General features: G+C 70.6%; 22 protein-coding genes. 7 read left to right on the forward strand and 15 right to left on the reverse strand.

The window, feature by feature from the left end; genetic code table 11:
* Nucleotides 1-55 precede the first annotated feature (55 nt).
* Entirely contained in the window at nt 56-913 is an 858-nt protein-coding gene (locus TN53_RS34450; protein WP_046262723.1) for an NAD-dependent epimerase/dehydratase family protein, read from the reverse strand.
* A 119-nt stretch (nt 914-1,032) separates the two neighbouring features.
* On the opposite strand from TN53_RS34450, the gene TN53_RS34455 reads away from it, so the two are divergent.
* On the forward strand, nt 1,033-1,962 hold the full coding sequence (locus TN53_RS34455) for a helix-turn-helix transcriptional regulator (RefSeq protein WP_095046889.1): 930 nt from the start codon (nt 1,033-1,035) through the stop codon (nt 1,960-1,962).
* Between the two features lie 22 nt (nt 1,963-1,984).
* Here TN53_RS34455 and era read toward each other — a convergent pair whose 3' ends face one another.
* Entirely contained in the window at nt 1,985-2,947 is a 963-nt protein-coding gene (gene era / locus TN53_RS34460) for a GTPase Era (RefSeq protein ID WP_199924701.1), read from the reverse strand.
* 164 nt (nt 2,948-3,111) lie between these two features.
* On the opposite strand from era, the gene TN53_RS34465 reads away from it, so the two are divergent.
* The 3 genes from TN53_RS34465 to TN53_RS34475 are packed head-to-tail and all read left to right on the forward strand — an operon-like array spanning nt 3,112 to nt 5,146.
* Entirely contained in the window at nt 3,112-4,434 is a 1,323-nt protein-coding gene (locus tag TN53_RS34465) for an ammonium transporter (protein WP_046262724.1), read from the forward strand.
* A complete protein-coding gene (locus TN53_RS34470) occupies nt 4,431-4,769 on the forward strand; it encodes a P-II family nitrogen regulator (RefSeq protein WP_046262725.1) in 339 nt (112 codons plus the stop codon). Before TN53_RS34465 ends, TN53_RS34470 begins: the two co-directional genes overlap by 4 nt.
* Before the next feature lie 11 nt (nt 4,770-4,780).
* Nucleotides 4,781-5,146 carry a hypothetical protein gene (locus TN53_RS34475; RefSeq protein ID WP_046262726.1) on the forward strand — a complete coding sequence of 122 codons (366 nt, stop codon included), beginning with the start codon at nt 4,781-4,783 and terminating at the stop codon, nt 5,144-5,146.
* On the opposite strand, the gene TN53_RS34480 is transcribed toward TN53_RS34475, so the two are convergent.
* The 8 genes from TN53_RS34480 to TN53_RS34515 all read right to left on the reverse strand — a co-directional run bounded on the left by TN53_RS34480 (nt 5,046) and on the right by TN53_RS34515 (nt 12,038).
* On the reverse strand, nt 5,046-6,071 hold the full coding sequence (locus TN53_RS34480) for a WxL protein peptidoglycan domain-containing protein (protein ID WP_046262727.1): 1,026 nt from the start codon (nt 6,069-6,071) through the stop codon (nt 5,046-5,048). The genes TN53_RS34475 and TN53_RS34480 overlap by 101 nt on opposite strands.
* A gap of 54 nt (nt 6,072-6,125) precedes the next feature.
* The gene (locus tag TN53_RS34485; protein ID WP_046262728.1) at nt 6,126-7,457 is read right to left on the reverse strand and encodes a beta-xylosidase; all 1,332 of its coding nucleotides are present in this window, start codon (nt 7,455-7,457) and stop codon (nt 6,126-6,128) included.
* 187 nt (nt 7,458-7,644) lie between these two features.
* Nucleotides 7,645-8,118: a hypothetical protein gene (locus TN53_RS34490; RefSeq protein WP_046262729.1), complete on the reverse strand. Its 474-nt coding sequence runs from the start codon at nt 8,116-8,118 to the stop codon at nt 7,645-7,647.
* 322 nt (nt 8,119-8,440) lie between these two features.
* Nucleotides 8,441-8,794, reverse strand: a complete 354-nt coding sequence (locus tag TN53_RS34495; protein WP_046262730.1) for a cytidine deaminase — start codon at nt 8,792-8,794, stop codon at nt 8,441-8,443.
* A gap of 23 nt (nt 8,795-8,817) precedes the next feature.
* Complete coding sequence (locus TN53_RS34500) at nt 8,818-9,177, reverse strand: MmcQ/YjbR family DNA-binding protein (RefSeq protein WP_046262731.1); 360 nt, start codon at nt 9,175-9,177, stop codon at nt 8,818-8,820.
* The gene (locus TN53_RS34505; protein ID WP_046262732.1) at nt 9,174-10,472 is read right to left on the reverse strand and encodes a hemolysin family protein; all 1,299 of its coding nucleotides are present in this window, start codon (nt 10,470-10,472) and stop codon (nt 9,174-9,176) included. Before TN53_RS34505 ends, TN53_RS34500 begins: the two co-directional genes overlap by 4 nt.
* Complete coding sequence (gene ybeY / locus TN53_RS34510; protein ID WP_046262733.1) at nt 10,469-10,966, reverse strand: rRNA maturation RNase YbeY; 498 nt, start codon at nt 10,964-10,966, stop codon at nt 10,469-10,471. Before ybeY ends, TN53_RS34505 begins: the two co-directional genes overlap by 4 nt.
* Nucleotides 10,967-10,979: 13 nt before the next feature.
* Nucleotides 10,980-12,038: a PhoH family protein gene (locus tag TN53_RS34515; RefSeq protein ID WP_095046890.1), complete on the reverse strand. Its 1,059-nt coding sequence runs from the start codon at nt 12,036-12,038 to the stop codon at nt 10,980-10,982.
* Between the two features lie 268 nt (nt 12,039-12,306).
* Between TN53_RS34515 and TN53_RS34520 the strand changes: the two genes are divergently transcribed.
* Nucleotides 12,307-13,020 (forward strand): FAD binding domain-containing protein, encoded by a 714-nt coding sequence (locus TN53_RS34520; RefSeq protein ID WP_046262735.1) that lies wholly within the window; start codon nt 12,307-12,309, stop codon nt 13,018-13,020.
* Nucleotides 13,021-13,176: 156 nt separating this feature from the next.
* Here the strand turns inward: TN53_RS34520 and TN53_RS34525 are convergent, their stop codons facing one another.
* The 3 genes from TN53_RS34525 to TN53_RS34535 form a co-directional block, all read right to left on the reverse strand.
* Nucleotides 13,177-14,292, reverse strand: coding sequence for a carbohydrate kinase family protein (locus tag TN53_RS34525; RefSeq protein ID WP_046262736.1), 1,116 nt, complete (start codon nt 14,290-14,292; stop codon nt 13,177-13,179).
* A gap of 289 nt (nt 14,293-14,581) precedes the next feature.
* Nucleotides 14,582-15,871 carry a glucarate dehydratase family protein gene (locus TN53_RS34530; protein WP_046262737.1) on the reverse strand — a complete coding sequence of 430 codons (1,290 nt, stop codon included), beginning with the start codon at nt 15,869-15,871 and terminating at the stop codon, nt 14,582-14,584.
* Nucleotides 15,868-16,764: a 5-dehydro-4-deoxyglucarate dehydratase gene (locus TN53_RS34535; RefSeq protein WP_420719154.1), complete on the reverse strand. Its 897-nt coding sequence runs from the start codon at nt 16,762-16,764 to the stop codon at nt 15,868-15,870. The genes TN53_RS34530 and TN53_RS34535 overlap by 4 nt, the downstream gene beginning before the upstream one ends.
* A gap of 149 nt (nt 16,765-16,913) precedes the next feature.
* On the opposite strand from TN53_RS34535, the gene TN53_RS34540 reads away from it, so the two are divergent.
* Nucleotides 16,914-17,693 (forward strand): IclR family transcriptional regulator, encoded by a 780-nt coding sequence (locus TN53_RS34540; RefSeq protein WP_046262739.1) that lies wholly within the window; start codon nt 16,914-16,916, stop codon nt 17,691-17,693.
* 174 nt (nt 17,694-17,867) lie between these two features.
* Nucleotides 17,868-19,088, forward strand: a complete 1,221-nt coding sequence (locus TN53_RS34545) for an MFS transporter (RefSeq protein WP_046262740.1) — start codon at nt 17,868-17,870, stop codon at nt 19,086-19,088.
* An 83-nt stretch (nt 19,089-19,171) separates the two neighbouring features.
* On the opposite strand, the gene TN53_RS34550 is transcribed toward TN53_RS34545, so the two are convergent.
* Together TN53_RS34550 and TN53_RS34555 are read right to left on the reverse strand one after the other, a co-directional pair.
* Nucleotides 19,172-20,164 carry an adenosine deaminase gene (locus TN53_RS34550; protein WP_046262741.1) on the reverse strand — a complete coding sequence of 331 codons (993 nt, stop codon included), beginning with the start codon at nt 20,162-20,164 and terminating at the stop codon, nt 19,172-19,174.
* 20 nt (nt 20,165-20,184) lie between these two features.
* On the reverse strand, nt 20,185-21,090 hold the full coding sequence (locus TN53_RS34555) for a ribonuclease Z (protein ID WP_046262742.1): 906 nt from the start codon (nt 21,088-21,090) through the stop codon (nt 20,185-20,187).
* Between the last annotated feature and the right edge of the window lie 5 nt (nt 21,091-21,095).

Genomic DNA, 21,095 nt, shown 5'->3' on the forward strand with positions numbered 1-21,095 from the left:
GGGCGGTGCTGGTGGGGCGGATCAAGGGGGTGGATTGAGAGGGTGAATCGGCCGGTCAGAGCGCTCCGGCGTCCCGGGCGGCCCAGACGCTGGGGTACAGCGGACGGAAGCCGAGCTCCCGGCGGATGCGCTCGGTGGAGGTGATCCCGAGCCACGGGTCGGGATCCGTGCGGTCGTGGAGTTCGGCGGGGACCTCGACTCCGTTGAGCTCGTGCAGTTCGAGTGCCGTGACGGGGGCGTCGTCGGAGATGTTGTAGATCCGGCCGGCGACTCCCGGCGCGTGCAGGAGACGCAGCAGGCCCTGGGCGACATCCGCGTGATGGACCATCTGCAACCGCTGGACCGACGCCCAGTTCCGGGCCCACATCAGGGACTGGGCCAGGTGCGGATCGCCCTCGCCGTAGACGAAGACGAGCCGGCCGACCCGCACGTCCAGGCCCTCCAGGGCGAGCAGTTCCCGTTCGGCCGCCACCTTCGACTCGGTGTAGGCGCCCCACATCTCGCCGCCGGGCCGGATCTCGTCCTCCTCGGTCAGCGGGCGGCCGCGTCCGAGTCCGTACACGAGCCCGGTGCTGACCTGCACGAAGCGCTGGACGCCGGCGGCGAGCGCGGCGCGGCCCAGTGCGATGGCGGCGTCCCGGTTGACGGCCCAGGCCTCGTCGTCCGGGACCCCGCGGAAGGAGGCCGCGATGTTGACGACCGCGTCCACCCCGGCGACCGCCTTGCCGAGCACCTCGTCGTCCCGCAGGTCACCGACGACGACCTCGGCGCCCGACCCGGCGAACCGCTCCGCCCGTTCCGCGTCCCTCACCAGCACCCGCACCCGCTCCCCCGGCCGGGTCTGCGCCAGCAGCCTGGGCACGAACCGCCGGCCGACCTGTCCTGTCGTACCCGTCACCAACGTCAGCGTCATCATGTGCTCCTCTCGTCGGTGACCAGCCTCGGCCGGGACGGGAGAGGGCGGGAGAGACCTCCTGATCGGGGGACCGCCAGTCCCTGGCTAAGCCAGGCGGATTGCCGCAGCCTGGAAGGGTGAACCGAGCCGAACTCGCCGACTTCCTGCGCCGTGGCCGTGCCCGACTGGAGCCCTCGGACGTGGGGCTGGCCCCCGGGGCCCGCCGCCGCACACCGGGGCTGCGCCGGGAGGAGGTGGCGTCGCTGGCCGGCATGTCGGTGGACTACTACACGCGTCTGGAGCAGCGCAGGGGCCCGCACCCGTCCCGCCAGATGCTGACGGCACTGGCCCGCGCGCTGCGGCTGACGGACGACGAACGGGACCATCTGTTCCATCTGACGGGCGAAGAACCACCACGCCGGGGAGGCGCATCGGCACACATACGCCCGGGGCTGCTGCTGGTCCTGGACCGTCTGCACGACACCCCGGCGCAGGTGGTGAGCGACACCGGCGAGGTGCTGGCGCAGAACGCGATGGCGAGAGCGCTGGGCGGGGACGTGTGTGCCCGCCCGCCCCGGGAGCGCAACCTGCTCCGCCGCTTCTTCCTGGACCCGGCGGCGCGGGAGCTGTTCCCCGCGGAGGACGTGCCCGACCACGCCCGCGCCCATGTGGCGAACCTGCGAGCGGTGGCGGCGGCTCGCCCCGAAGACCCGGAACCGGCGCGACTGGTGGCCGAACTCCGCTCATCCAGCGAGGAGTTCGCCCGCCTGTGGGATGCCCACGAGGTCGCGGTACGCCGCCAGTCGACGAAACGCTTTCTGCATCCCGCGGTGGGTCTGCTGGAACTGGACTGCGAGATCCTCCTCACCCAGGACGCCCACCACACCCTCATCATCCACACGGCCCGCCCGGGAACGGAGTCGCACGAGCGGCTTCAGCTGCTGCGGGTGGTGGGGTTGCAGGACCTGTCCCCTGGTCTTTCAGCCCGCCCGGCGTCTGAGGACGAGGCCCGTTCAGGGCCGAAGCGGGGGTCTGGGGGCGGCAGCCCCCAGGGACGGGACGGGTAGGGGCGGCGGGGCGGGAAAAGCCCTAGAACCCCAGCTTCCGCAACTGCCGAGGATCCCGCTGCCAGTCCTTCGCCACCTTCACATGGAGGTCGAGGAAGACCGGCGTGCCGAGCAGCGCCTCGATCTGCTTGCGGGACTTGATGCCGACTTCCTTGAGGCGCTTGCCCTTGGGGCCGATGATGATGCCCTTCTGGCTGGGACGCTCGATGTAGACGAAGGCGTGGATGTCGAGGAGGGGCTTGTCGGCGGGGCGGTCCTCACGGGGGAGCATCTCCTCCACCACGACCGCGATGGAGTGCGGAAGCTCGTCGCGGACACCCTCGAGGGCCGCCTCCCGGATCAGCTCCGCGATCATGACCTGCTCGGGCTCGTCCGTGAGGTCACCCTCGGGATACAGCGCCGGCCCCTCGGGCAGCAGCGGCACGATGAGGTCGGCCAGCAGATCCACCTGCTTGTCCGCGACCGCCGAGACGGGAACGATCTCGGCCCACTCGAACCCGAGTTCCTTGCCGAGCTGGTCGATGGCGATGAGCTGCTCGGCCAGCGCCTTGGAGTCCACGAGGTCCGTCTTGGTGACGATCGCGATCTTCGGCGTCTTCTTGATCGACGCCAGCTCCTTCGCGATGAAGCGGTCACCGGGACCGAGCTTCTCGTTCGCGGGAAGGCAGAACCCGATCACATCGACCTCGGCCCACGTCGTGCGCACGATGTCGTTCAGCCGCTGGCCCAGCAGCGTGCGCGGCTTGTGCAGCCCAGGTGTGTCCACCAGGATCAGCTGCGCGTCCGGCCGGTGCACGATCCCTCGTACGGTGTGCCGCGTGGTCTGCGGCTGGTCCGCGGTGATCGCCACCTTCTGGCCGACCAGAGCGTTCGTAAGGGTGGACTTGCCCGCGTTGGGACGGCCCACGAAGCAGGCGAAGCCCGCACGGTGGCCGGACTCGGCGGACTGCTCGGATGACTGGCTGCGAACGCTCATGGCGCCCATTCTCCCTGATCCCCGGAGCCCCGCCGCACAACCGTCCACACCCACCCCCGACGGTGAGATCTCGGTAACCCGTACGCAACGAAACGTGACGGAAACACGCCGGTACACATCCGGTAACGCACGCCGGTGACCCTCTGACGAGCCCCCACCTCGATGGAGACCCCGTGACCCTCGCCGCCCCCCTTGCCGCCGGGCGTATCGACACCGGCGACACCGCCTGGCTGCTCGCCGCCACCGCCCTCGTCCTGCTGATGACCCCGGGCCTCGCCCTGTTCTACGGCGGCATGGTCCGCACGAAGAGCGTCCTCAACATGCTGATGATGAGCTTCGTGTCGATCGCCCTGGTGACCGTCGTATGGCTGGCCGCGGGCTACTCCCTCGCCTTCGGTGACGACATCGGCGGCGGACTCCTCGGCGGCCTCGACCACGCCGGCATGTCCGGCATCGGCCCCGACAGCGTCCAGGGCACCGTCCCCACGCTTCTCTTCGCCACCTTCCAGCTGACCTTCGCGATCATCACCGCCGCGCTGATCAGCGGCGCGATCGCGGACCGTGCGAAGTTCGGCGCGTGGCTGGTCTTCGTCCCGGTGTGGGCGCTGCTCGTATACGTTCCCGTCGCCCACTGGGTCTGGGGCCCGGGCGGCTGGATCCTCGACAAACTCGGCGCCCTCGACTTCGCGGGCGGTCTCCCCGTCGAGATCACCTCGGGTGCCTCCGGTCTGGCCCTGTGCCTGGTCCTGGGCCCGCGCCTCGGCTTCAAGAAGGACGCGATGCGTCCGCACAACCTGCCCATGGTCATGCTGGGCGCGGGTCTCCTGTGGTTCGGCTGGTTCGGCTTCAACGCCGGCTCGGCGCTGGGCGCCAACGGACTGGCCGCGGCCGCCTTCCTCAACACCCTCGCGGCAGGCTGCACGGGTCTGCTGGGCTGGCTCTTCGTGGAGCAGAAGCGCGACGGCCACCCCACCACCCTGGGCTCGGCCTCCGGCGCGGTCGCCGGTCTCGTCGCGATCACCCCGTCCTGCGGCTCGGTCTCCCTGCTCGGCGCGCTGGTCATCGGCCTGGCGGCCGGTGTCGTCTGCTCGTACGCCGTGGGCTGGAAGTTCAAGCTGAACTACGACGACTCCCTCGACGTCGTCGGCGTCCACCTGGTCGGCGGCATCATCGGCACCCTTCTCATCGGCGTCTTCGCCGTCGAGTCGATGACCGGCGGCACCGAGGGCCTGCTCTACGGCGGCGGCCTCGCCCAGCTCGGCAAGCAGCTGGTGGCGGTGGTCGCCGTGGGGACGTACGCCTTCGTGGTGACGTACGGCATCGCCAAGCTGATCGACAGGACGCTGGGCCTGCGGGCGGGCGAGGAGCAGGAGCACACCGGTCTCGACCTTACGGTGCACGCCGAGACGGCATACGATCACGGCGTCCTGGGCCACGGTGCCCCGGTCAGCTCCTCCGTCGTTCCCTCCGCTCAGAAGGTCAAGCCCCAGGCATGAAGCTCATCACCGCGATCGTCAAGCCGTACCGCCTCGACGAGGTCAAGACGGCGCTCCAGGAGCTCGGCGTGCACGGGCTGACCGTGACCGAGGCCAGTGGCTACGGCCGTCAGCGCGGCCACACCGAGGTGTACCGCGGCGCCGAGTACCAGGTCGACCTGGTGCCCAAGGTCCGTATCGAGGTCGTCGTCGACGACGCCGACTCCGAGGCCGTGATCGAGGCGATCGTGAAGGCCGCGCACACCGGCAAGATCGGCGACGGCAAGGTGTGGGCCCTGCCGGTCGACACGGTCGTACGCGTGCGGACGGGCGAGCGCGGTCCGGACGCGCTCTGAGCCGGGGCGTCGTGGAGGGTGAGTGGTACGTCCTCGTCGAGGCCGGTTTCAGCGTCACCGATCAGGCGTGGACCCTGAAGGAGAAGATCCACGTGGGCGGACACGAGCAGGCCGTGGCGCACGCGCGGGAGGTGTGCCTGACCTACCGGCATCGCGAAGGGTACGGCCGCGATGTGTTCCGGCTCTCGGAGACGAGCTGGATGGTGGACGTCACCTTCTCCGACGGGAGCACGTACCCGCAGGCGCCCGTGACCCGCTCGATCGAGCACTTCCGCGTCAGCGTCGCGGAGCTCGCGACGACACGGGAACCGGCTCCCGCCGAACCGCCCGAGGACGTCCCGCGGAAGGGCCGCCTGCGCCGGGCCTTCGGCGGTTAGTCCGGGCCCGCCGCGCCCGGATCAGCAGGACGACCCCCACGGCCACGACCACCAGCAGCACCACCGCCATCAGCCACGGCAGCGCGAGGAAGGATGCGGCCGCCGACTCGCGGGTGTCCCTGGCGCTCGCCGTCAGTGTCACGTCACCCCAGTCCAGCTGCGGCGCGCCCTTCCACGGCTCACTCAGCCGTACCTTCTGGCCGGGCAGCAGCTCGGAGGGGATCCTCGTCAGGTCGCGGGCGAGCAGGGTCCGGCCGAAAAGGCCCGTCGCCCGCAGCTCCACCTTCGGGTTCAGGGTGAGATTGCCGGTGTTGTGGAGGGTGTACGAGATGGTCGCCGCGCTGTCGCCGAAGCCGGGCACGAGCGGCTGGTGGTGGGTGACGTGGACGTCCTCGACGGAGATCGCGGGCAGGGTGGGCCCGCCGACCCGGAGGTAGACACGGGCGGCGACGGCCCGCTGCACGCCGAGCGCGACGGAGCCGTCCCCCTGGTCGACGCGCTCGTCGAGTGCCACGATCGCGCCGGGGTGGTCGCCGGGTTCGGCGCCGTCGGGCACCTTCAGCGTGAACGGGACGGTGACCTTGCCGTGCCCGGGGACCTTGATCCGGGACTTCGCGGGCTTCGTCCACACACCCACGCCGCGCATCTTCTCTTTCATGGTGCGTACGGCGAATCCGCCGTCGCGCGCGGTGTTGTAGGCGTCGGCGGAGTACAGCCGGAACGTCAGGGGCTCGGCCGTCTTGTTGACGACGACCACCTTGTCCTCGATGGTCTGCCCGGGGTCGGCGAAGAGGGAGAAGTACGGCCGCTCGGCCACCGACCCGGACACGGGGTAGACGGACCAGCTCCCGTTGTCGGCGGCGTGCGAGGGCGCGGCGAGGGCGGTGAGCAGCAGGCTCAGGAGGAGGACGTACAGCTTGCGCATGGGTGCGGACCCCCACGGGAGGAGTTGGACGGGCGGGTGCGGACGCCCGTACGGTCAGCTGAGCGTGAGGGTGAGAACGCCGGAGTACGCGCCCGGAGGCGTGAACGCCGGTACGTTCAGGGAGAGTTCGGCGTTGGCGGTGAACTCACCGCCGGTGGCCGTGTCGGCGGGTGCCGACGCGAGGGTCGCCCCGGACGAGCCGACCTTGCCCGCCGAACCGGCCTGGCAGGTGCTGGGGCTGCCCGCCTTGGTGTCGCAGGCGGGGGTCCAGTTCAGCTGGTCGGCACCGATGGTGACCCCGGGGCCGGTGAATTCGGTGACCTTGCCGGTCAGGGACCAGCCCGCGGTACCGCCACGGAAGTCCTTGACGGTCACGGCGTTGAGGTCGCCCGTGGAGGCGCCGCCCTCGCCGTAGTCGACCGTCGACAGCGAGATGGTGTCTCCGGCCTGGGTCATGGACAGGACGCCGCCGCGCACCGTGGTGGTGAGCTTCTGGGCGTTGTCCGGGACGGGCGTGTTGTCGATGACGGTGTAGGCGACCGGTCCGGCGCCCAGGGCGGAGTCCCAACTGCTCCCTTCGTAGGCCACGATGCCGGTCGTCGTCTTGTCGTTGACGACCAGCGAGCCACTGATGGCACCGCCCGCGTCCGCCGTCACGGTCGCCGTGTCGCCGGTCTGGCTGGAACCGGCGCGTCCGGCGAGGGTGACGGTGGCACCCGGGGTGAAGTCGCTGCCGGTGACGGTGACACCGGCACCGGGGTTCCCGGAGCTCGAACCCAGCGCGATGGCACGGGTGTTGGGTCCGGGAGCATCGCTCGCCGTGAGGGTCACGGAGCCCGGGGCGGGCGGGGTGATGACGGTGCAGGGGGTGTCCAGTTCCAGCAGATAGCTGGTGTGGATGTTGTAGTCACCGGGCGAGAGCGTGATGGCGCCCGGGGCGGTGACCGTGAAGCTGCCGGTCATGCTGAACGACGGGAACGCGGCGTTGCCCGGGACCGGAGCGTTCTTCTTCGGTCCGGCGACCGCCACGTTCCCGCTCTGCGCCCCGCTCAGGACGGCCTTGCCGGACGGCGTCATGATGTCGGCCGGCAGGTCGATGGCGGTGGGGTTGCTCGCGGCGGGCTTGACCACCGTGTACGTCACGTCGACGGTGTCGCCGACGTAGGGGGTGGTGTCGCTCACCGTGATGATCGCGGTGGTGGTGCCCTCGATCGGCGGGAGTCCCGAGATGGCGGGCGGGATGCAGCGGGTGGCGAAGTCGACGTTGTCGGCGGCCTGGGCCCCACCGGCCAGCGCACCGCCGGCGGTGACCGCGAGGGCGGTGGCACCGAGCAGCGCGGCGAGACGCCGTCTTCGACTTCTGGGCCTGGGCGCTTGGGATCTCATGTCTGGTTGCCCCCTCTGAGGGATGCGGGCGCAGCGGCTCTTCTGCGCCGACAGGGGGCATTGATGTGTGGATTGCGTGAGAAGTCAATGGATATGCGCCGGTGAACTGATGGAGCGTCAGTTCACCGTGTCGCGAGGTGAACTGACGCTCCGCACAAGCAGGTTGGGCCGGTTCGGTTGCAGATTCTCAGTCGAACACGAACGGTCCGGGCGACTGGGGCCCGGTCGCCGTGCAGTTGACGGTGATCCCGAGGACGACGATCTGCAGCGAACCGCCGTATGCCTCCAGGCTGTCGCCCGAGGCCACGGTGCCACTGAGCGGACCGACGGTGACGGCGTCACCGGCGGCGAGCGCGGGGTTCTCCGTGCCGCTGAAGGTGGCGGTGCCGCCGCTCGCGTTCACCAGGGTGAGGGTGGAGGTGATGGAGTCCTCGGCCAGCGCGATCGGCGCGGTGATCGCGGAGGTGACGGTGATGGTCGCGGACGTACCGTCCTGGGTGGCGGTGAGCGTGGCCTCGCCACTGCCGAAGGTTCCGCAGTCGGCGGTGATCGTGGCCGTGTCCGGGGTCACGGCCACGGCGGTGGGCGCGAACGCGAGCCCGGTGACCGCGAGGGCCCCGACGGCCAATGCCGCACCCGTACTGAATCGTTTGCCTCTCATGGGGTTCCGACTCCCTTCCCATATAGGGAAATTGCCATGTGGGGATGGATGGGAGAACAACCCGAACGGCCCGCCTGCGGCGCGTGGTGCGGAACGCTCCGCGTGGGGGGTGGCGGGATCCAGATCTGACGGACCGTCGGAACTACAGATTCCATTGATACGCGAGAGACTGAAAACGGCAAGGTTCAATTTCAGCCGACGCCCCAGGCTTCCCAGCCCGACGGGAGTCTGGGGGCGCAGCCCCCAGGAAGCGGGGTCGAAGGGGCGGCAGCCCCTGGAGGATGGGACGAGTAGGGCGGCGCGGGCGAAACCCCTCTGGGCCTCAGCCCGCCGACACAGTCAGCCGCACGACCCCGTCCGGCCCGGCCAGCAGCACCGGCGTCCCCGGCCCACCCAGATCCCGTACAGCAGCCAGATCCTCCGCCGAAACTCCGTCGGCATCCGTCACCACCGCCGCCGCCTCCAACGACTTCGCCCCGGACGCCACAGCCATGGCCACCGCGGTCCGCAACGCACTCAGCCGCAGCGAGTCGAGCCCCACGGTCCCCGCCACATACGTACGCCCCGTCTCGTCCCGCACAGCCGCCCCCTCGGGCACACCGTTACGAGCCCGCGCAGAACGGGCCAGGGTGACGATCTTGCGGTCCTCAGGGTCAAGCGCGCTGCTGTCAGTCATGGAGCGAGCATAAACATCACCGATCAGCCCCGGTCCAGGCGGAGCCGCTCCGCACGCGGCAGCCCCGCCACCACCAGGTCGTACGAGTCCTCGATGAGCTCCCGCACCAGCCGGTCCGGCAGCTCCCCGTCGACTCGCACCGTGTTCCAGTGCCGCTTGTTCATGTGATACCCGGGCGCGATCAACCCCTCGTACTCACCCCGAAGCCGGATCGCGTCCTCCGGATCGCACTTGAGGTTGACCTTCAGAGGACTGGCGTCGATCCAGCTCAGCGCGAACATCTTGCCCAGCACCTTGAAGACCGAGATCTCCGGGGCGAAGGGAAAGTCCTCCACGGCCTCGTTGAAGGAGAGACAGAAGGTACGCAGCTCCTGCGGGGTCATTCCGGCTCGTCCTCCTCCTTCGGCGGCTCCACCGGCTCCACCAGCACGGTCACGATCTTGTTCCGCCGCCCGGCCGCCGCCTCCGCCGTCAACCGCAGCGCCCGCCCGTCCGGCAGCTCCACCACGGAGGACGCCCCGGCGATCGGCACCCGCCCCAGCGCCTTCGCCAGCAGACCGCCGACGGTCTCCACGTCCTCGTCGTCGTACTCGTCGAGGTCGTACAGCTCCCCCAGATCGGTGATGTCGAGCCGCGCGGTGACCCGGTAGCGGTCCTCGCCCAGCTCCTCCACCGGCGGGAGCTCACGGTCGTACTCGTCGGTGATCTCGCCGACGATCTCCTCGAGGATGTCCTCGATGGTGACGATGCCGGCCGTGCCGCCGTACTCGTCGATGACGACGGCGACGTGGTTGCGGTCCTGCTGCATCTCACGGAGCAGGTCACCGGCGTTCTTGGTGTCGGGCACGAAGGCGGCGGGCCGCATGGCGGTCGACACCAGCTCGCTCTCCGCGTCCCGGCTGATGTGCGTCTTGCGGGCCAGGTCCTTCAGATACACGATCCCGACGATGTCGTCCTCGCTCTCACCGCTGACCGGTATCCGCGAGAAACCGGACCGCAGCGCGAGGGTGAGGGCCTGACGGATCGTCTTGTACCGCTCGATCACCACGAGATCGGTCCGCGGCACCATCACCTCCCGCACGAGCGTGTCGCCGAGCTCGAAGACCGAGTGCACCATCCGGCGCTCGTCGTCCTCGATCAGCGACTCCGCCTCCGCGAGGTCGACCAGCGCACGCAGCTCCGCCTCGGAGGCGAAGGGGCCGCGCCGGAAACCCTTGCCCGGGGTGAGCGCGTTGCCGATGAGGATCAGCAGGCTCGGGATCGGGCCCATGATCCGGGCGAGCGGCAGCAGGACGTACGCCGCCGCCGTGGACGTGTTCAGCGGGTGCTGACGGCCGATGGTGCGCGGGGAGACACCGACGGCGACGTACGACACCAGGACCATGACGCCGATCGCGACCAGCAGGGCCTCGGTCGTGCCGGAGAACTCCTGGAGGCAGGCGTACGTGACCATGGCGGCCGCCGCCATCTCACAGGCGACACGGACCAGCAGCGCCACGTTGAGATAGCGGGTCGGATCCGCGGCGACCTGGGCGAGCTTGGCGCTGCCGCGGCGGCCCGAGCGTACGGCCTCCTCGGCGCGGAAGCTGGACATGCGCGCGATGCCCGCCTCCGCGCAGGCGGCGAGCCATGCGACGACGACCAGGGCGATCGCGCCGGAGACGAGGGGAAGGCTCATGACACGGTCGGGGCCGGGGACGGGCCGGTGTGGCCCTTCTCCGCGCGCCAGCCGTCCACGATGGCGGCCTGGAGGCCGAACATCTCGGCCTTCTCGTCCGGCTCCTCGTGGTCGTAGCCGAGCAGGTGCAGCACCCCGTGGACGGTGAGGAGCTGGAGCTCCTCGTCCATGGAGTGCTGCGTCTCGGCTTCCTCGCCCTGCTTCTTGGCGACCTCGGGGCACAGCACGATGTCGCCGAGGAGGCCCTGCGGGGGCTCGTCGTCGTCCTTCGACGGCGGACGGAGCTCGTCCATCGGGAAGGACATGACGTCCGTCGGCCCCGGCAGGTCCATCCACTGGATGTGCAACTGCTCCATGGCGTCGGCGTCCACGACGATCACCGAGAGCTCGGAGAGCGGGTGGATGCGCATCCGCGCGAGTGCGTAGCGGGCGATGTCGAGGATCGCCTGCTCGTCGACCTCGGTTCCGGACTCGTTGTTGACGTCGATCGACATGGTGCTGGGTTGTCTACTTCCGCTTGTTACGGCCGCCCTTGTGGGTGCCGTTCTCCGTACCGTTATCGCTGTCGTACTTCTCGTACGCGTCGACGATACGGCCGACCAGCTTGTGCCGTACGACGTCCTGCGACGACAGGCGGGAGAAGTGGACGTCGTCGAGGCCCTCCAGGATGTCCTGGACCTGACGCAGACCCGACTTCGTGCCGTTGGGCAGGTCGACCTGGGTCACGTCACCCGTGATCACGATCTTCGACTCGAAGCCGAGACGGGTGAGGAACATCTTCATCTGCTCGGGGCTCGTGTTCTGGGCCTCGTCGAGAATGATGAAGGCATCATTCAAGGTCCTTCCACGCATGTACGCCAAGGGCGCGACCTCGATCGTCCCCGCGGCCATGAGCCTCGGGATCGAGTCCGGGTCCAGCATGTCGTGCAGCGCGTCGTACAGCGGGCGCAGATACGGGTCGATCTTCTCGTAGAGGGTGCCCGGCAGGAAGCCCAGCCGCTCGCCCGCCTCCACCGCCGGGCGGGTCAGGATGATGCGGTTGACCTGCTTGGACTGCAGGGCCTGCACCGCCTTGGCCATGGCGAGGTAGGTCTTGCCGGTGCCGGCGGGGCCGATGCCGAAGACGATCGTGTGCTTGTCGATCGCGTCGACGTACCGCTTCTGGTTCAGGGTCTTGGGGCGGATCGTGCGGCCGCGCGAGGAGAGGATGTTCTGGGTGAGGACCTCGGCCGGGGTCTCCTGGCCGTCCCCCTCGCCGTTCTCACTAGCTCTGAGCATCGCGATAGAGCGTTCCACTGCGTCCTCCGTCATCGGCTGTCCGGTGCGGAGCACCAGCATCATCTCGTCGAACAGGCGCTGGATGAGGGCGACTTCGGCGGGTGCGCCGACCGCGCTGACCTCATTGCCCCGGACATGGATGTCGGCCGCCGGGAAGGCCTTCTCGATCACGCGCAGGAGGGAGTCGCCGGACCCCAGCACCGTCACCATGGGGTGCTGGGCGGGGACGGTGAACTGTGCTCTCGCCTGCCCCTGCGCGGGTGTGTGAGCTGTGGGTGTCTGAGTCATGGGCCGGCTCTGTAGGCCTTGCTCGTCCTCCTCGAAAAGACTCGCCCGCCACATGGGCGGCCTGGCGATTTCAAGGGTACGCCGGTGGACTGACAACCCCGTAGGCCTTTTCGGGCGCGGCCCGCCTCCGCGGCACCGGCCGGTGAGAGCGCCCTGAGTGCAGCGGTGAGCCCTGCATGCTCCCCCCGCGTGGATGGGCAGAATCCGCCCCGTCCGTGCCACACGTGTTCGGGGCGGTGCGCCGCCCGCCGGGGAAAGCAGGTCGGCCGTGTTCTTGCGTCTGCCCACGTCCGTGTCCGAGGCACAGCGGTGTCTGTCCGAGGGAGCGATACCCGTCGGCGGTGCCACCCTCCAGTGGGCCGTCTGGCAACGCGACGGCTTCCCGGAGCAGGCGATGTCACTGCGCGAGGTGCCGGAGGCCAATGTGCTCGGCACCGAGGAGCTGGGGGCGGCGGTGCTGCTGTCCCGGGTCGACGACCGGGTCCCGGAGGTGCTGCGCCGGGCGGCCTCGCGGGTGGGCACCGGGGCGGTGCGCCGGGCCGCGACGGTCGGCGGGAACATCGTCGGCAGCACCCTGCGCTGCCTTCTGCCCGCGGCGCTCGTCCTGGACGCCCGCGCCACGGTGCTGGACGCGGAGGGTTCCTACGAGACCGACCTGACCGAGCTCACCGCGAAGCGTCCGGTGCTGCTGAACCTGCGCTGGCGCACCCCGCTGGCCAGCAGCCACCGCAAGCTGCCCGACGAGCCGGGCGGCGCACCGCCACTCGTCGTCGCGGTCGCGGTGACGGCCGGGACGGACGGACACCTCCTGCGGGTCGCCGTCCGGGACGGCTACGACGTGCTCTGCGAGAGCGTGGAGCACAACACGGGAACCCGCCCGGCCCTCGACGCCCTGGCGCGTACGCCGATCGGCGCGCTGCCCGCCGGGGCATGGGACGTGGTCCGCGAAGAGGTGACCACCCTCCTCGACCGCGTCGCCTGAACCACCCGCCACGCCTCAGGCCGACCGGCGAAAGCCCGATGGCCGACACCGCCCGCCGCGCGTCAGGCCGACCAGCGGAAACCCGATGACCGACACCACCCGCCACGCCTCAGGCCGACCAGCAGAAACCCGATGACCGACACCACCCGCCACGCCTCAGGCCGACCGGCGGAAGCGCCGCAACGGCCACGGCCTCGCCTGCTCCGTCGGCACCAGGTCCGCCAGGAACCCGTAGCGCCGCAGGGCCGTCGGGTCCTGTCCCTCGACGGACTGGACCTTGCGCCACCATGCCCCGATCTCGGACCAGCCCGGCGCCGACAGCGATCCGCCGAACTCCTGCACCGACAGCGCGGCCGTGAGCCCCGCGAAGGCCAGCCGGTCGGCCAGCGGCCAGCCCGCCAGCGTGCCGGTGACGAAGCCGGCCACGAAGACGTCGCCGGCGCCGGTCGGGTCGAGGGCCTCCACGGCGATGGCGGGGACCTCGGCGGTCTCCCCCGTGCGCCGGTCCACCGCGTACGCGCCCTCCGCGCCGAGGGTGACCACGGCCAGCGGCACGTGTGCGGTGAGGGCGTGGGCCGCCTCGCGGGGGCAGGAGGCGCCGGTGTACCGCATGGCCTCCTGCGCGTTCGGCAGGAATGCCTCGCAGTGCTCCAGGTCGGCCAGGCCCGCCAGGTCCCACGCACCGGTCTCGTCCCAGCCGACGTCGGCGAAGATGCGGGTGCCCTCGCTCGCGGCCTGGGTGATCCAGGGGGCCCGCTTGCCCGGCACCAGCGAGGCCACGGCCGCACGCGCGCGGGGCGGGCAGTCCGGGGCCGCTTCCTCGGGGGGCGGCTCGTGACCGTGGGAGACCATCGTGCGCTCGCCCTCGTACGCCATCGAGACGGTGACCGGGGAGTGCCAGCCGCTGACCGTGCGGGACGGCGAGAGGTCGATGCCCTCGCCCTGCTCCAGGGCGTCCCAGCAGTACTCGCCGTAGTGATCGGAGCCGAAGGCGGCGGCGAGGGACGTTTTCAGCCCCAGCCGGGCCAGCGCGGTGGCCATGTTGGCGACACCGCCGGGGCTCGACCCCATCCCGCGCGCCCAGGACTCGGTCCCGCGCACCGGGGCGGAGTCGAGCCCGGTGAAGATGATGTCGAGGAAGACGGGGCCGGTCAGATACACGTCCCAGGGCGGATCGTCCGGTGCGCGCAGGGCGGCCAGCGGGTCGACCTGGGCCTGGCAGTGGCCGGTCTCTCCGATGTCGTACGACGGTCCCTTCCCGGACACGATCACGGTGCGCTCCCTGACGTGGTGCCGATCAGGCCAGTCTGCACCACACCACCGACAACCGGCCGCCGCGCACGCCCGACCCGCCCTGAACACCGGCCCAGGCAGTCTCAGCCCGTCTGGGGGTACCCCCTCTGGGGGAGTTCGAGGACGAGGCCCCTCGGGCCGATGGGGGCCCAGGGGGCGGAGCCCCCTGGGAGCGGGGTCGAAGGGGCGGCAGCCCCTGGAGGATGGGACGGGTAGGGGCGGCGGGGGCGAGCCACGTCCATCAGCGGCTCCGCCGCGGGGCCCTGCGCTACCAGCGAGGCACGCTCGGCGTCACCCACCCCGCCTCGGCCACCCGCATCGCCGCCGCATCGTCCCGCTCCCGCAGCGCCCCGTCGTCGTCGAGCCACCGCTGATGCAGGAACTCCAGCTTCTCCCGGTCCAGTTCGACCCCGAGACCGGGCGCGTCCGAGACAGCGACCTTGCCGTCGTCGAAGGTCAGCCGCGAGGTGAGGACGTCCTCCGACTGCCAGGGATAGTGGGAGTCACACGCGTGGTGAAGGTTGGGCACGGTGGCCGCCACATGCGTCATCGCGGCCAGCGAGACCCCCAGATGGGTGTTGGAGTGCATGGACACCCCGACCCCGAACGTCCGGCAGATCGCGGCAAGTTGCTGCGTGTTGCGCAACCCGCCCCAGTAGTGGTGATCCGACAGCACCACCTGGACGGCATCGTGAGTGAACGCCTCCTTGATCTCCGCGAAAGTCGTCACGCACATGTTGGTGGCGAGCGGCACATCGGTCCCGGCGGACACCTCGGCCATGGCCGGCGTACCGAGGGCCGGGTCCTCCAGGTACTCGAGGACGTCCCCGAGCTCCTCGGCGACCTTCAGTGAAGTCGCCACGGACCAGGCCCCGTTGGGGTCGAGCCGCAGCGGATGCCCGGGAAAGGCCTCCGCCAGCGCACGAACGGCCGCGATCTCCTCGTCCGGCGGAAAGACCCCGCCCTTCAGCTTGAACGACGTGAACCCGTACCGCTCCTTGAACAGCCGCGCCTGCTCCACGACCCCGGCCGGATCCACGGCCGCGCCCCAGTCGTCCTTCTCGCAGGCCACGCCGACGGGATGATCGGCCCACCGGTAGAACAGGTACGCGCTGTACTCGACCGAGTCCCGCACCTTCCCCCCGAGCAGCGCGTGCACCGGCAGCCCGAGCGCCTTGCCGAGCGCGTCGAGACAGGCGACCTCGAACCCGGAGACGACGGACAACCGCAGCTTGTCGGCGGTCTGGACACCGCGCAGCCCGCCGACGTCGACCTGCCCGACGACCCGGGAGCTGTCGACGGCCACCTCGTCGGCGAGAAGGAACAGCCCGTTGAGATCCCCGGCCTGACGGCCGATCAGTTTCTCGGCGAACGGCCGTGCCAGTTCCAGGTACTTGGTGTCACCGTAGGTCTCCCCGACCCCGGTCACCCCGTCCGCGGTCTCCACCTCCACGATCAGCCGGGGGGTGTACGGCTGGTGCACCCCCTGTGTGTTGAGCAGAGGCGGGTCGGCGACGAGGATCGGCGTCAGCCGGACATCCGTGATGGTGAGGTTCACAGGGCGGCTCCTACGAGGTCGAGGCCGGTGGCGAGGAGCGACGTGAGGTCGGCCAGGTCGGCGGCCGAAGGGTCGGTCAGGGGCGCGCGTACGGGACCCACGGGACGGCCCCGCAGCCGGGCCGCGGCCTTCACCAGCGACACGGCATATCCGGGAACCCGGTCGCGGAGTTCGACGAGCGGGACGTAGAAGTCGCGCAGCAGCTTCTCCACCGTGCCCTCGTCGCCGGCCTGCAGCGCGCCGAAGAAGGCGTTGGCGATCTCGGGTGCGAAGGCGTGGACGGCGGAGGAGTAGGCGGGGACGCCGACGGTGGCGTAGGCGCGGGCCTGGATCTCGGCGGTGGCGGCGCCGTTGAAGAAGAGGAAGCCCTTGGGGGCGGCGAGGGTGAGGCGCTGCAGGCGGTCGAGGTCGCTGTGGCCGTCCTTGAGGCCGATGACGGTGGGGATGCCGGCCAGTTGCCGGAACGCCTCCACGCCGAACGTGACCTGTCCGCGCTGGTAGGCGATGAGCGGCAGCCGGGTGCGCGCGGCGATCTCGGCCACCTGCCGGACGAGCCCCTCCTGCGGGGCGGCGACCAGGTAGTGCGGGAGCACCAGCAGCGCGTCGGCGCCGGCCTCCTCGGCGATGCGGGCGAAGCGGACGGCCTGCGCCCAGCCGTAGCCGATCCCGGCGACGACGGGCACCCGGCCGGCGGACTCCTGGACGGCCACCGACACCACGGTGCGGTACTCGTCCTCGTCCAGTGAGAAGAACTCCCCGGTGCCGCAGGCGGGGAAGACGGCGCCGGGGGCGGTGGCGATCTGGGCGGCGACATGGGTGCGGAAGCCGTCCGGGTCGAGGGTGCCGTCGGCGTGGAAGCTGGTCAGCGGGAACGACAGGACGCCGCCCGCCATGCCCTCCTCCAGCCGCCGCACGACTTCGCCCGTATCGAGACTCACCCTCACTCATCTCCCTATGTAGACGTAATCCACGTATGAAAATGGAGATTAGATACGCGAACCTCGACCGTCAATGGCGCGGGCACCCCGATTACGATCGGCACATGTCGGAGACAGGGGGAGTGCGCGAGGTGAAGTCGGCCGCGCGGACGGTCGAACTGCTGGAAGTGCTGGCCGCGCGCGGGGACCGCCCGGCGCGGCTGCAGGAGCTGGCGGACGAGCTGGAGGTGCCGCGCAGCTCGATGTACGCGCTGCTGCAGACCCTGATCTCCCGCAGCTGGGTCCGCACCGACGTCACCGGTTCGCTCTACGGCATCGGCATCCACGCCCTGCTGACCGGCACGAGCTACCTCGACTCCGACCCGCGCGTCCGTGTCGTACGCCCGTATCTCGACGAGGCGTCCCAGGCGCTCGGCGAGACCATCCACATGGGCCGCCTGGACGGCCGGGACGTGGCGTACCTGGCGACCCGCGAGTCCCATGAGTACCTGCGCACGATCAGCCGCGTCGGCCGCCGCCTCCCCGCCCACGCCGGCGCCCTGGGCAAGGCCCTCCTGGCCGAACACCCCGACGAGGAGCTGCCCCAGGGCCCGTACGAGGCCCTGACGCCCAACTCCCACACCACCCGCGACACCCTGACGGCCGACCTCCGCGAGATCCGCTCCCGCGGCCACTCCGTCGACCGCGAGGAGGGCGTCCTCGGCATCATCGGCTTCGGCTTCGCCCTGCGCTACGACTCCCCCGCCCAGGACGCCATCAGCTGCTCGGTCCCGGTGGCCCGGCTGACCCCCGAGCACGAGGACCAGATCGTGGCGGTGATGCGGGAGATCAGGGGCAAGATCGAGGCGACGGCGCCGGGCGGGGCCGCTGTTCACTGGCGTTGAGGCGCTCGTTTACCCGGCATTCCCCACCCGAAACACCACGTGCCTCAGATCACACCCCCCACGCTTTTTCTGAAACCGCGTGCTTGATACAAATTGCCCGCGCGTTCCTGTCCGTCGACGGTCGTCGCCCATCCCCTTTTCGAGCCGCTTCTTTCGCATGCCCAGGGAACGCCCGTGTTCGCCCCCCGCACCATCGCCTGGCCCCTCGTCGCCCTTTTCGCGGCCGGCTACCTCGCCCCGTACCTCCTCCCGACCACCGTCGGCAGACTGGACTCGGGACTTCCACTGACCGCCACTCAGGCGGGCGCCGTCGGCAGTGCGCTGCTGCTGAGTTCGGCGTCCGCGGGGTTCCTGCTGGCGTCGAAGGTGGACCGGATCGGCGCCCGGAGGCTGGCGCGCATCGGACTCGCCCTCGCGGTGGCCGGCTACGGCTGCGCCGCGCTCAGCGGCAGCGTCGCGGCCGTCGTCATCGGCGCGACGATCGGCGGGTTCGGATCCGGAACGGCCACCACGGTCGCCGCCACCGGGATCGCCGCCCTGGGGGTCCCCCCGCGCGAGGGTGTTCGGGCGTGGGGGAGCGACCCCCACCGCACGACCACACTCGGTCTGCTCGGCGTCTCCGCCCTGGCGGGCGCCGTCTATCTGACCGTCCCGCACCTGGGACCGGGCCACGGCCAGCCCCTGGCCGCGATCGCCCTCACCGCCCTGGCGGTCTGGCCCCTGACGAACCGTCTCCCGCTGCACTCCCCCACCCCGCAGACCCGGCGGACGAGGACCCCCCTCCCCCACCTCCGGGCCGGCCTGCTCCTCGCCTCCACCCTCCCCTGCTGGTCCCTCGCCCAGAACGCCCTCTGGGGCGTCAGCGGCCGCATGGGGCTCACCCAGGCGCACCTGACGGAGGCCACGGTCGGCGCCGTCTTCGCCGTGGCGCTCGGCGCGGGCCTGCTGGGCGTCATCGGCGCGGGCACCCTCGGCCCCCGCCTCGGCCACGCCCTGCCCATCGGCGCGGGCACGGCCCTGATCGCCGCCTGCATCACGCTCAGCGCCTCCGCGACCGACCTGACGACCTTCGCGACCGGCGAGATCGCCTGGAACACGCTCTACCCGATCGTGCTCTCGTACGTCATCGGCCTGGCCGCCTCCCTGGACCCGCGCGGCAGATGGGCGGTCCTGGTGGGTTCGGCGTCTTCGCTGGGCACGGCGGCGGGCCCCCTGACCGGCAGCCTGCTGGCGGCCGAGGCGGGCTTCCCGACGATGGGACTGGTCTTGGCCGCGGGCCTGCTGCTGATCGCCGTACCGATGACCCTCGTGGCCCTGGGTACGGGCAAGCGCTCCCTGCCGGTCGTGGAGATCCAGGTGGAAGCGCCGGTGTACGACAAAGCCACGGCCGCATGATCCACCCAGGGGCGCGGGGCTGTATCAATGTGCGGCTCCGCCGCGTGGGCCCGACCAGCCCCCACCGGCCCGCAGCCTGAGAACTAGGAAAACTCGTAGCTCTCCACTTCGGCCAGATACCGCTGACGCCGCTCCTCGTCATGCTCCAGGAAGGACGCCACAAAGGAGTTCCGAGCAAGCTCCCGCAACCGCTCCTCCCCCAGGTCCAGTGCCGAGCGCACCGCATCGAAATTGTCCCCGGCGTACCCCCCGAAGTACGCCGGATCATCAGAGTTCACTGTGCACAACAACCCCGCGTCCAGCATCGCCGGAAGCGGATGATCCGCCAGCACATCAACCGTCCGCAGCCGCACATTCGACAACGGGCACAACGTCAGCGGCACGCGATCCCGTACCAACCGCGCCACCAGCTCCGGCGACTCCATGCACCGCAGCCCATGATCGATCCGCTCCACGCCGAGCACATCAAGGGCCTGCGTGATGTACTCCGGCGGCCCCTCCTCCCCGGCATGCGCCACCCGCCGCAGACCAAGGGCCGCAGCCGCCTCGTACACCTCGCGGAACTTGACCGGCGGATGCCCGACCTCGGCGGAGTCGAGCCCGACACCGACGATCCGGTCGAGATACGGCTTCGCGGCGTCCAGCGTCTCCAGGGCCGACTCGGCGGACTCGTCCCGCAGGAAGCACAGGATCAGTTGCGTCGAGACGCCGTGCTTCGCCTCGCTGGCGCCGAGCGCCCGCCACAGCCCGTCGACGACCGTGCCCATCCCCACACCGCGCGCGATGTGCGCCTGCGGGTCGAAGAAGATCTCCGCGTGCCGCACCCCCTGCGCGGCGGCACGGGCGAGATACGCGTTCGCGAGGTCCTCGAAGTCCCGCTCGGTGCGCAGGACGGCCATGAGCTCGTAGTACAGGTTCAGGAAGGACTGGAGGTCCTCGAACTGGTACGCCTTGCGGAGCTCGTCCGTGTCCGCGTACGGCAGCTCGACGCCGTTTCGGGCAGCCAGCTCAAACGCCAGCTCGGGCTCCAGCGTGCCTTCGATGTGCAGGTGCAGTTCAGCTTTGGGGAGGGGCATCGAAGCATCGTACGACCGCTTTAGCGCCGTTTCGGAACCGGCACCCGCAGAAGGTCGTGCGCGACCGTCAGCTCGCCCTCGAAGCCCGCCGCCCGCGCCTGCCGTTCGAACTCGTCGGGGTCGCTGTAGCGCTGGCTGAAGTGGGTGAGCACGAGATGCCGTACGCCCGCGTCCCGCGCCACCGTGGCCGCCTGCCCGGCGGTCAGGTGGCCGTGGTCGACCGCCAGGTCGATGTCCTCGTCCAGGAACGTCGACTCGATGACGAGCATGTCGCACCCCTCGGCCAGCGCGTACACCCCGTCGCACAGCCGGGTGTCCATGACGAACGCGAACCGCTGCCCGCGCCGCACCTCGCTGACGTCCTCGAGCAGGACCCCGCCGACCGAGCCCTCCCGCTGGATCCGGCCGATGTCCGGCCCCTTGATGCCGTGGGCGGCGAGACGGTCGGGAAGCATGCGGCGGCCGTCGGGCTCGACGACGCGATAGCCGTACGACTCGACGGGGTGGGAGAGCTTTCGGGTCTCCAGCGCATAGGAGGAACCCGTGGCCGGCACCCCGTCCTCACTCACCGGCGCCTCGGTGATCCCGACGGTCTCCCGGTACGCCGTGGCGTACCGCAGCCGGTCGAAGAAGCGCTGGCCGGACTTCGGGTAGTGGGCTGTGACCGGGTGCGGGACCTTGTCGAGGTTGATGCGCTGGATGACACCGGCGAGTCCCAGCGAATGATCGCCGTGGAAGTGCGTGACACAGATCCGGTTCAGGTCGTGCGCGGCGACACCGGCCCGCAGCATCTGGCGCTGGGTGCCCTCGCCCGGGTCGAAGAGGATGCCCTCGCCGTCCCAGCGCAGGAGGTAGCCGTTGTGGTTGCGGTGCCGGGTGGGGACCTGGCTGGCGGTGCCGAGGACCACCAATTCACGTACGGACACGGTGA

The organism is Streptomyces sp. WM6386, from assembly GCF_000972385.1.
Classification (GTDB): domain Bacteria; phylum Actinomycetota; class Actinomycetes; order Streptomycetales; family Streptomycetaceae; genus Streptomyces.

Bases quoted from the DNA above. Each gene is read 5' to 3' on its own strand.
- ybeY (WP_046262733.1), bottom strand. From the start codon at position 10,966: ATGTCGATCGACGTCAACAACGAGTCCGGAACCGAGGTCGACGAGCAG.
- TN53_RS34480 (WP_046262727.1), bottom strand. From the start codon at position 6,071: ATGCGCAAGCTGTACGTCCTCCTCCTGAGCCTGCTGCTCACCGCCCTC.
- TN53_RS34515 (WP_095046890.1), bottom strand. From the start codon at position 12,038: ATGACTCAGACACCCACAGCTCACACACCCGCGCAGGGGCAGGCGAGA.
- TN53_RS34490 (WP_046262729.1), bottom strand. From the start codon at position 8,118: ATGAGAGGCAAACGATTCAGTACGGGTGCGGCATTGGCCGTCGGGGCC.
- TN53_RS34485 (WP_046262728.1), bottom strand. From the start codon at position 7,457: ATGAGATCCCAAGCGCCCAGGCCCAGAAGTCGAAGACGGCGTCTCGCC.
- TN53_RS34495 (WP_046262730.1), bottom strand. From the start codon at position 8,794: ATGACTGACAGCAGCGCGCTTGACCCTGAGGACCGCAAGATCGTCACC.
- era (WP_199924701.1), bottom strand. From the start codon at position 2,947: ATGGGCGCCATGAGCGTTCGCAGCCAGTCATCCGAGCAGTCCGCCGAG.
- TN53_RS34450 (WP_046262723.1), bottom strand. From the start codon at position 913: ATGACGCTGACGTTGGTGACGGGTACGACAGGACAGGTCGGCCGGCGG.
- TN53_RS34540 (WP_046262739.1), top strand. From the start codon at position 16,914: ATGTCGGAGACAGGGGGAGTGCGCGAGGTGAAGTCGGCCGCGCGGACG.
- TN53_RS34500 (WP_046262731.1), bottom strand. From the start codon at position 9,177: ATGACCCCGCAGGAGCTGCGTACCTTCTGTCTCTCCTTCAACGAGGCC.
- TN53_RS34505 (WP_046262732.1), bottom strand. From the start codon at position 10,472: ATGAGCCTTCCCCTCGTCTCCGGCGCGATCGCCCTGGTCGTCGTCGCA.
- TN53_RS34535 (WP_420719154.1), bottom strand. From the start codon at position 16,764: ATGGCGGGCGGCGTCCTGTCGTTCCCGCTGACCAGCTTCCACGCCGAC.
- TN53_RS34550 (WP_046262741.1), bottom strand. From the start codon at position 20,164: ATGCCCCTCCCCAAAGCTGAACTGCACCTGCACATCGAAGGCACGCTG.
- TN53_RS34470 (WP_046262725.1), top strand. From the start codon at position 4,431: ATGAAGCTCATCACCGCGATCGTCAAGCCGTACCGCCTCGACGAGGTC.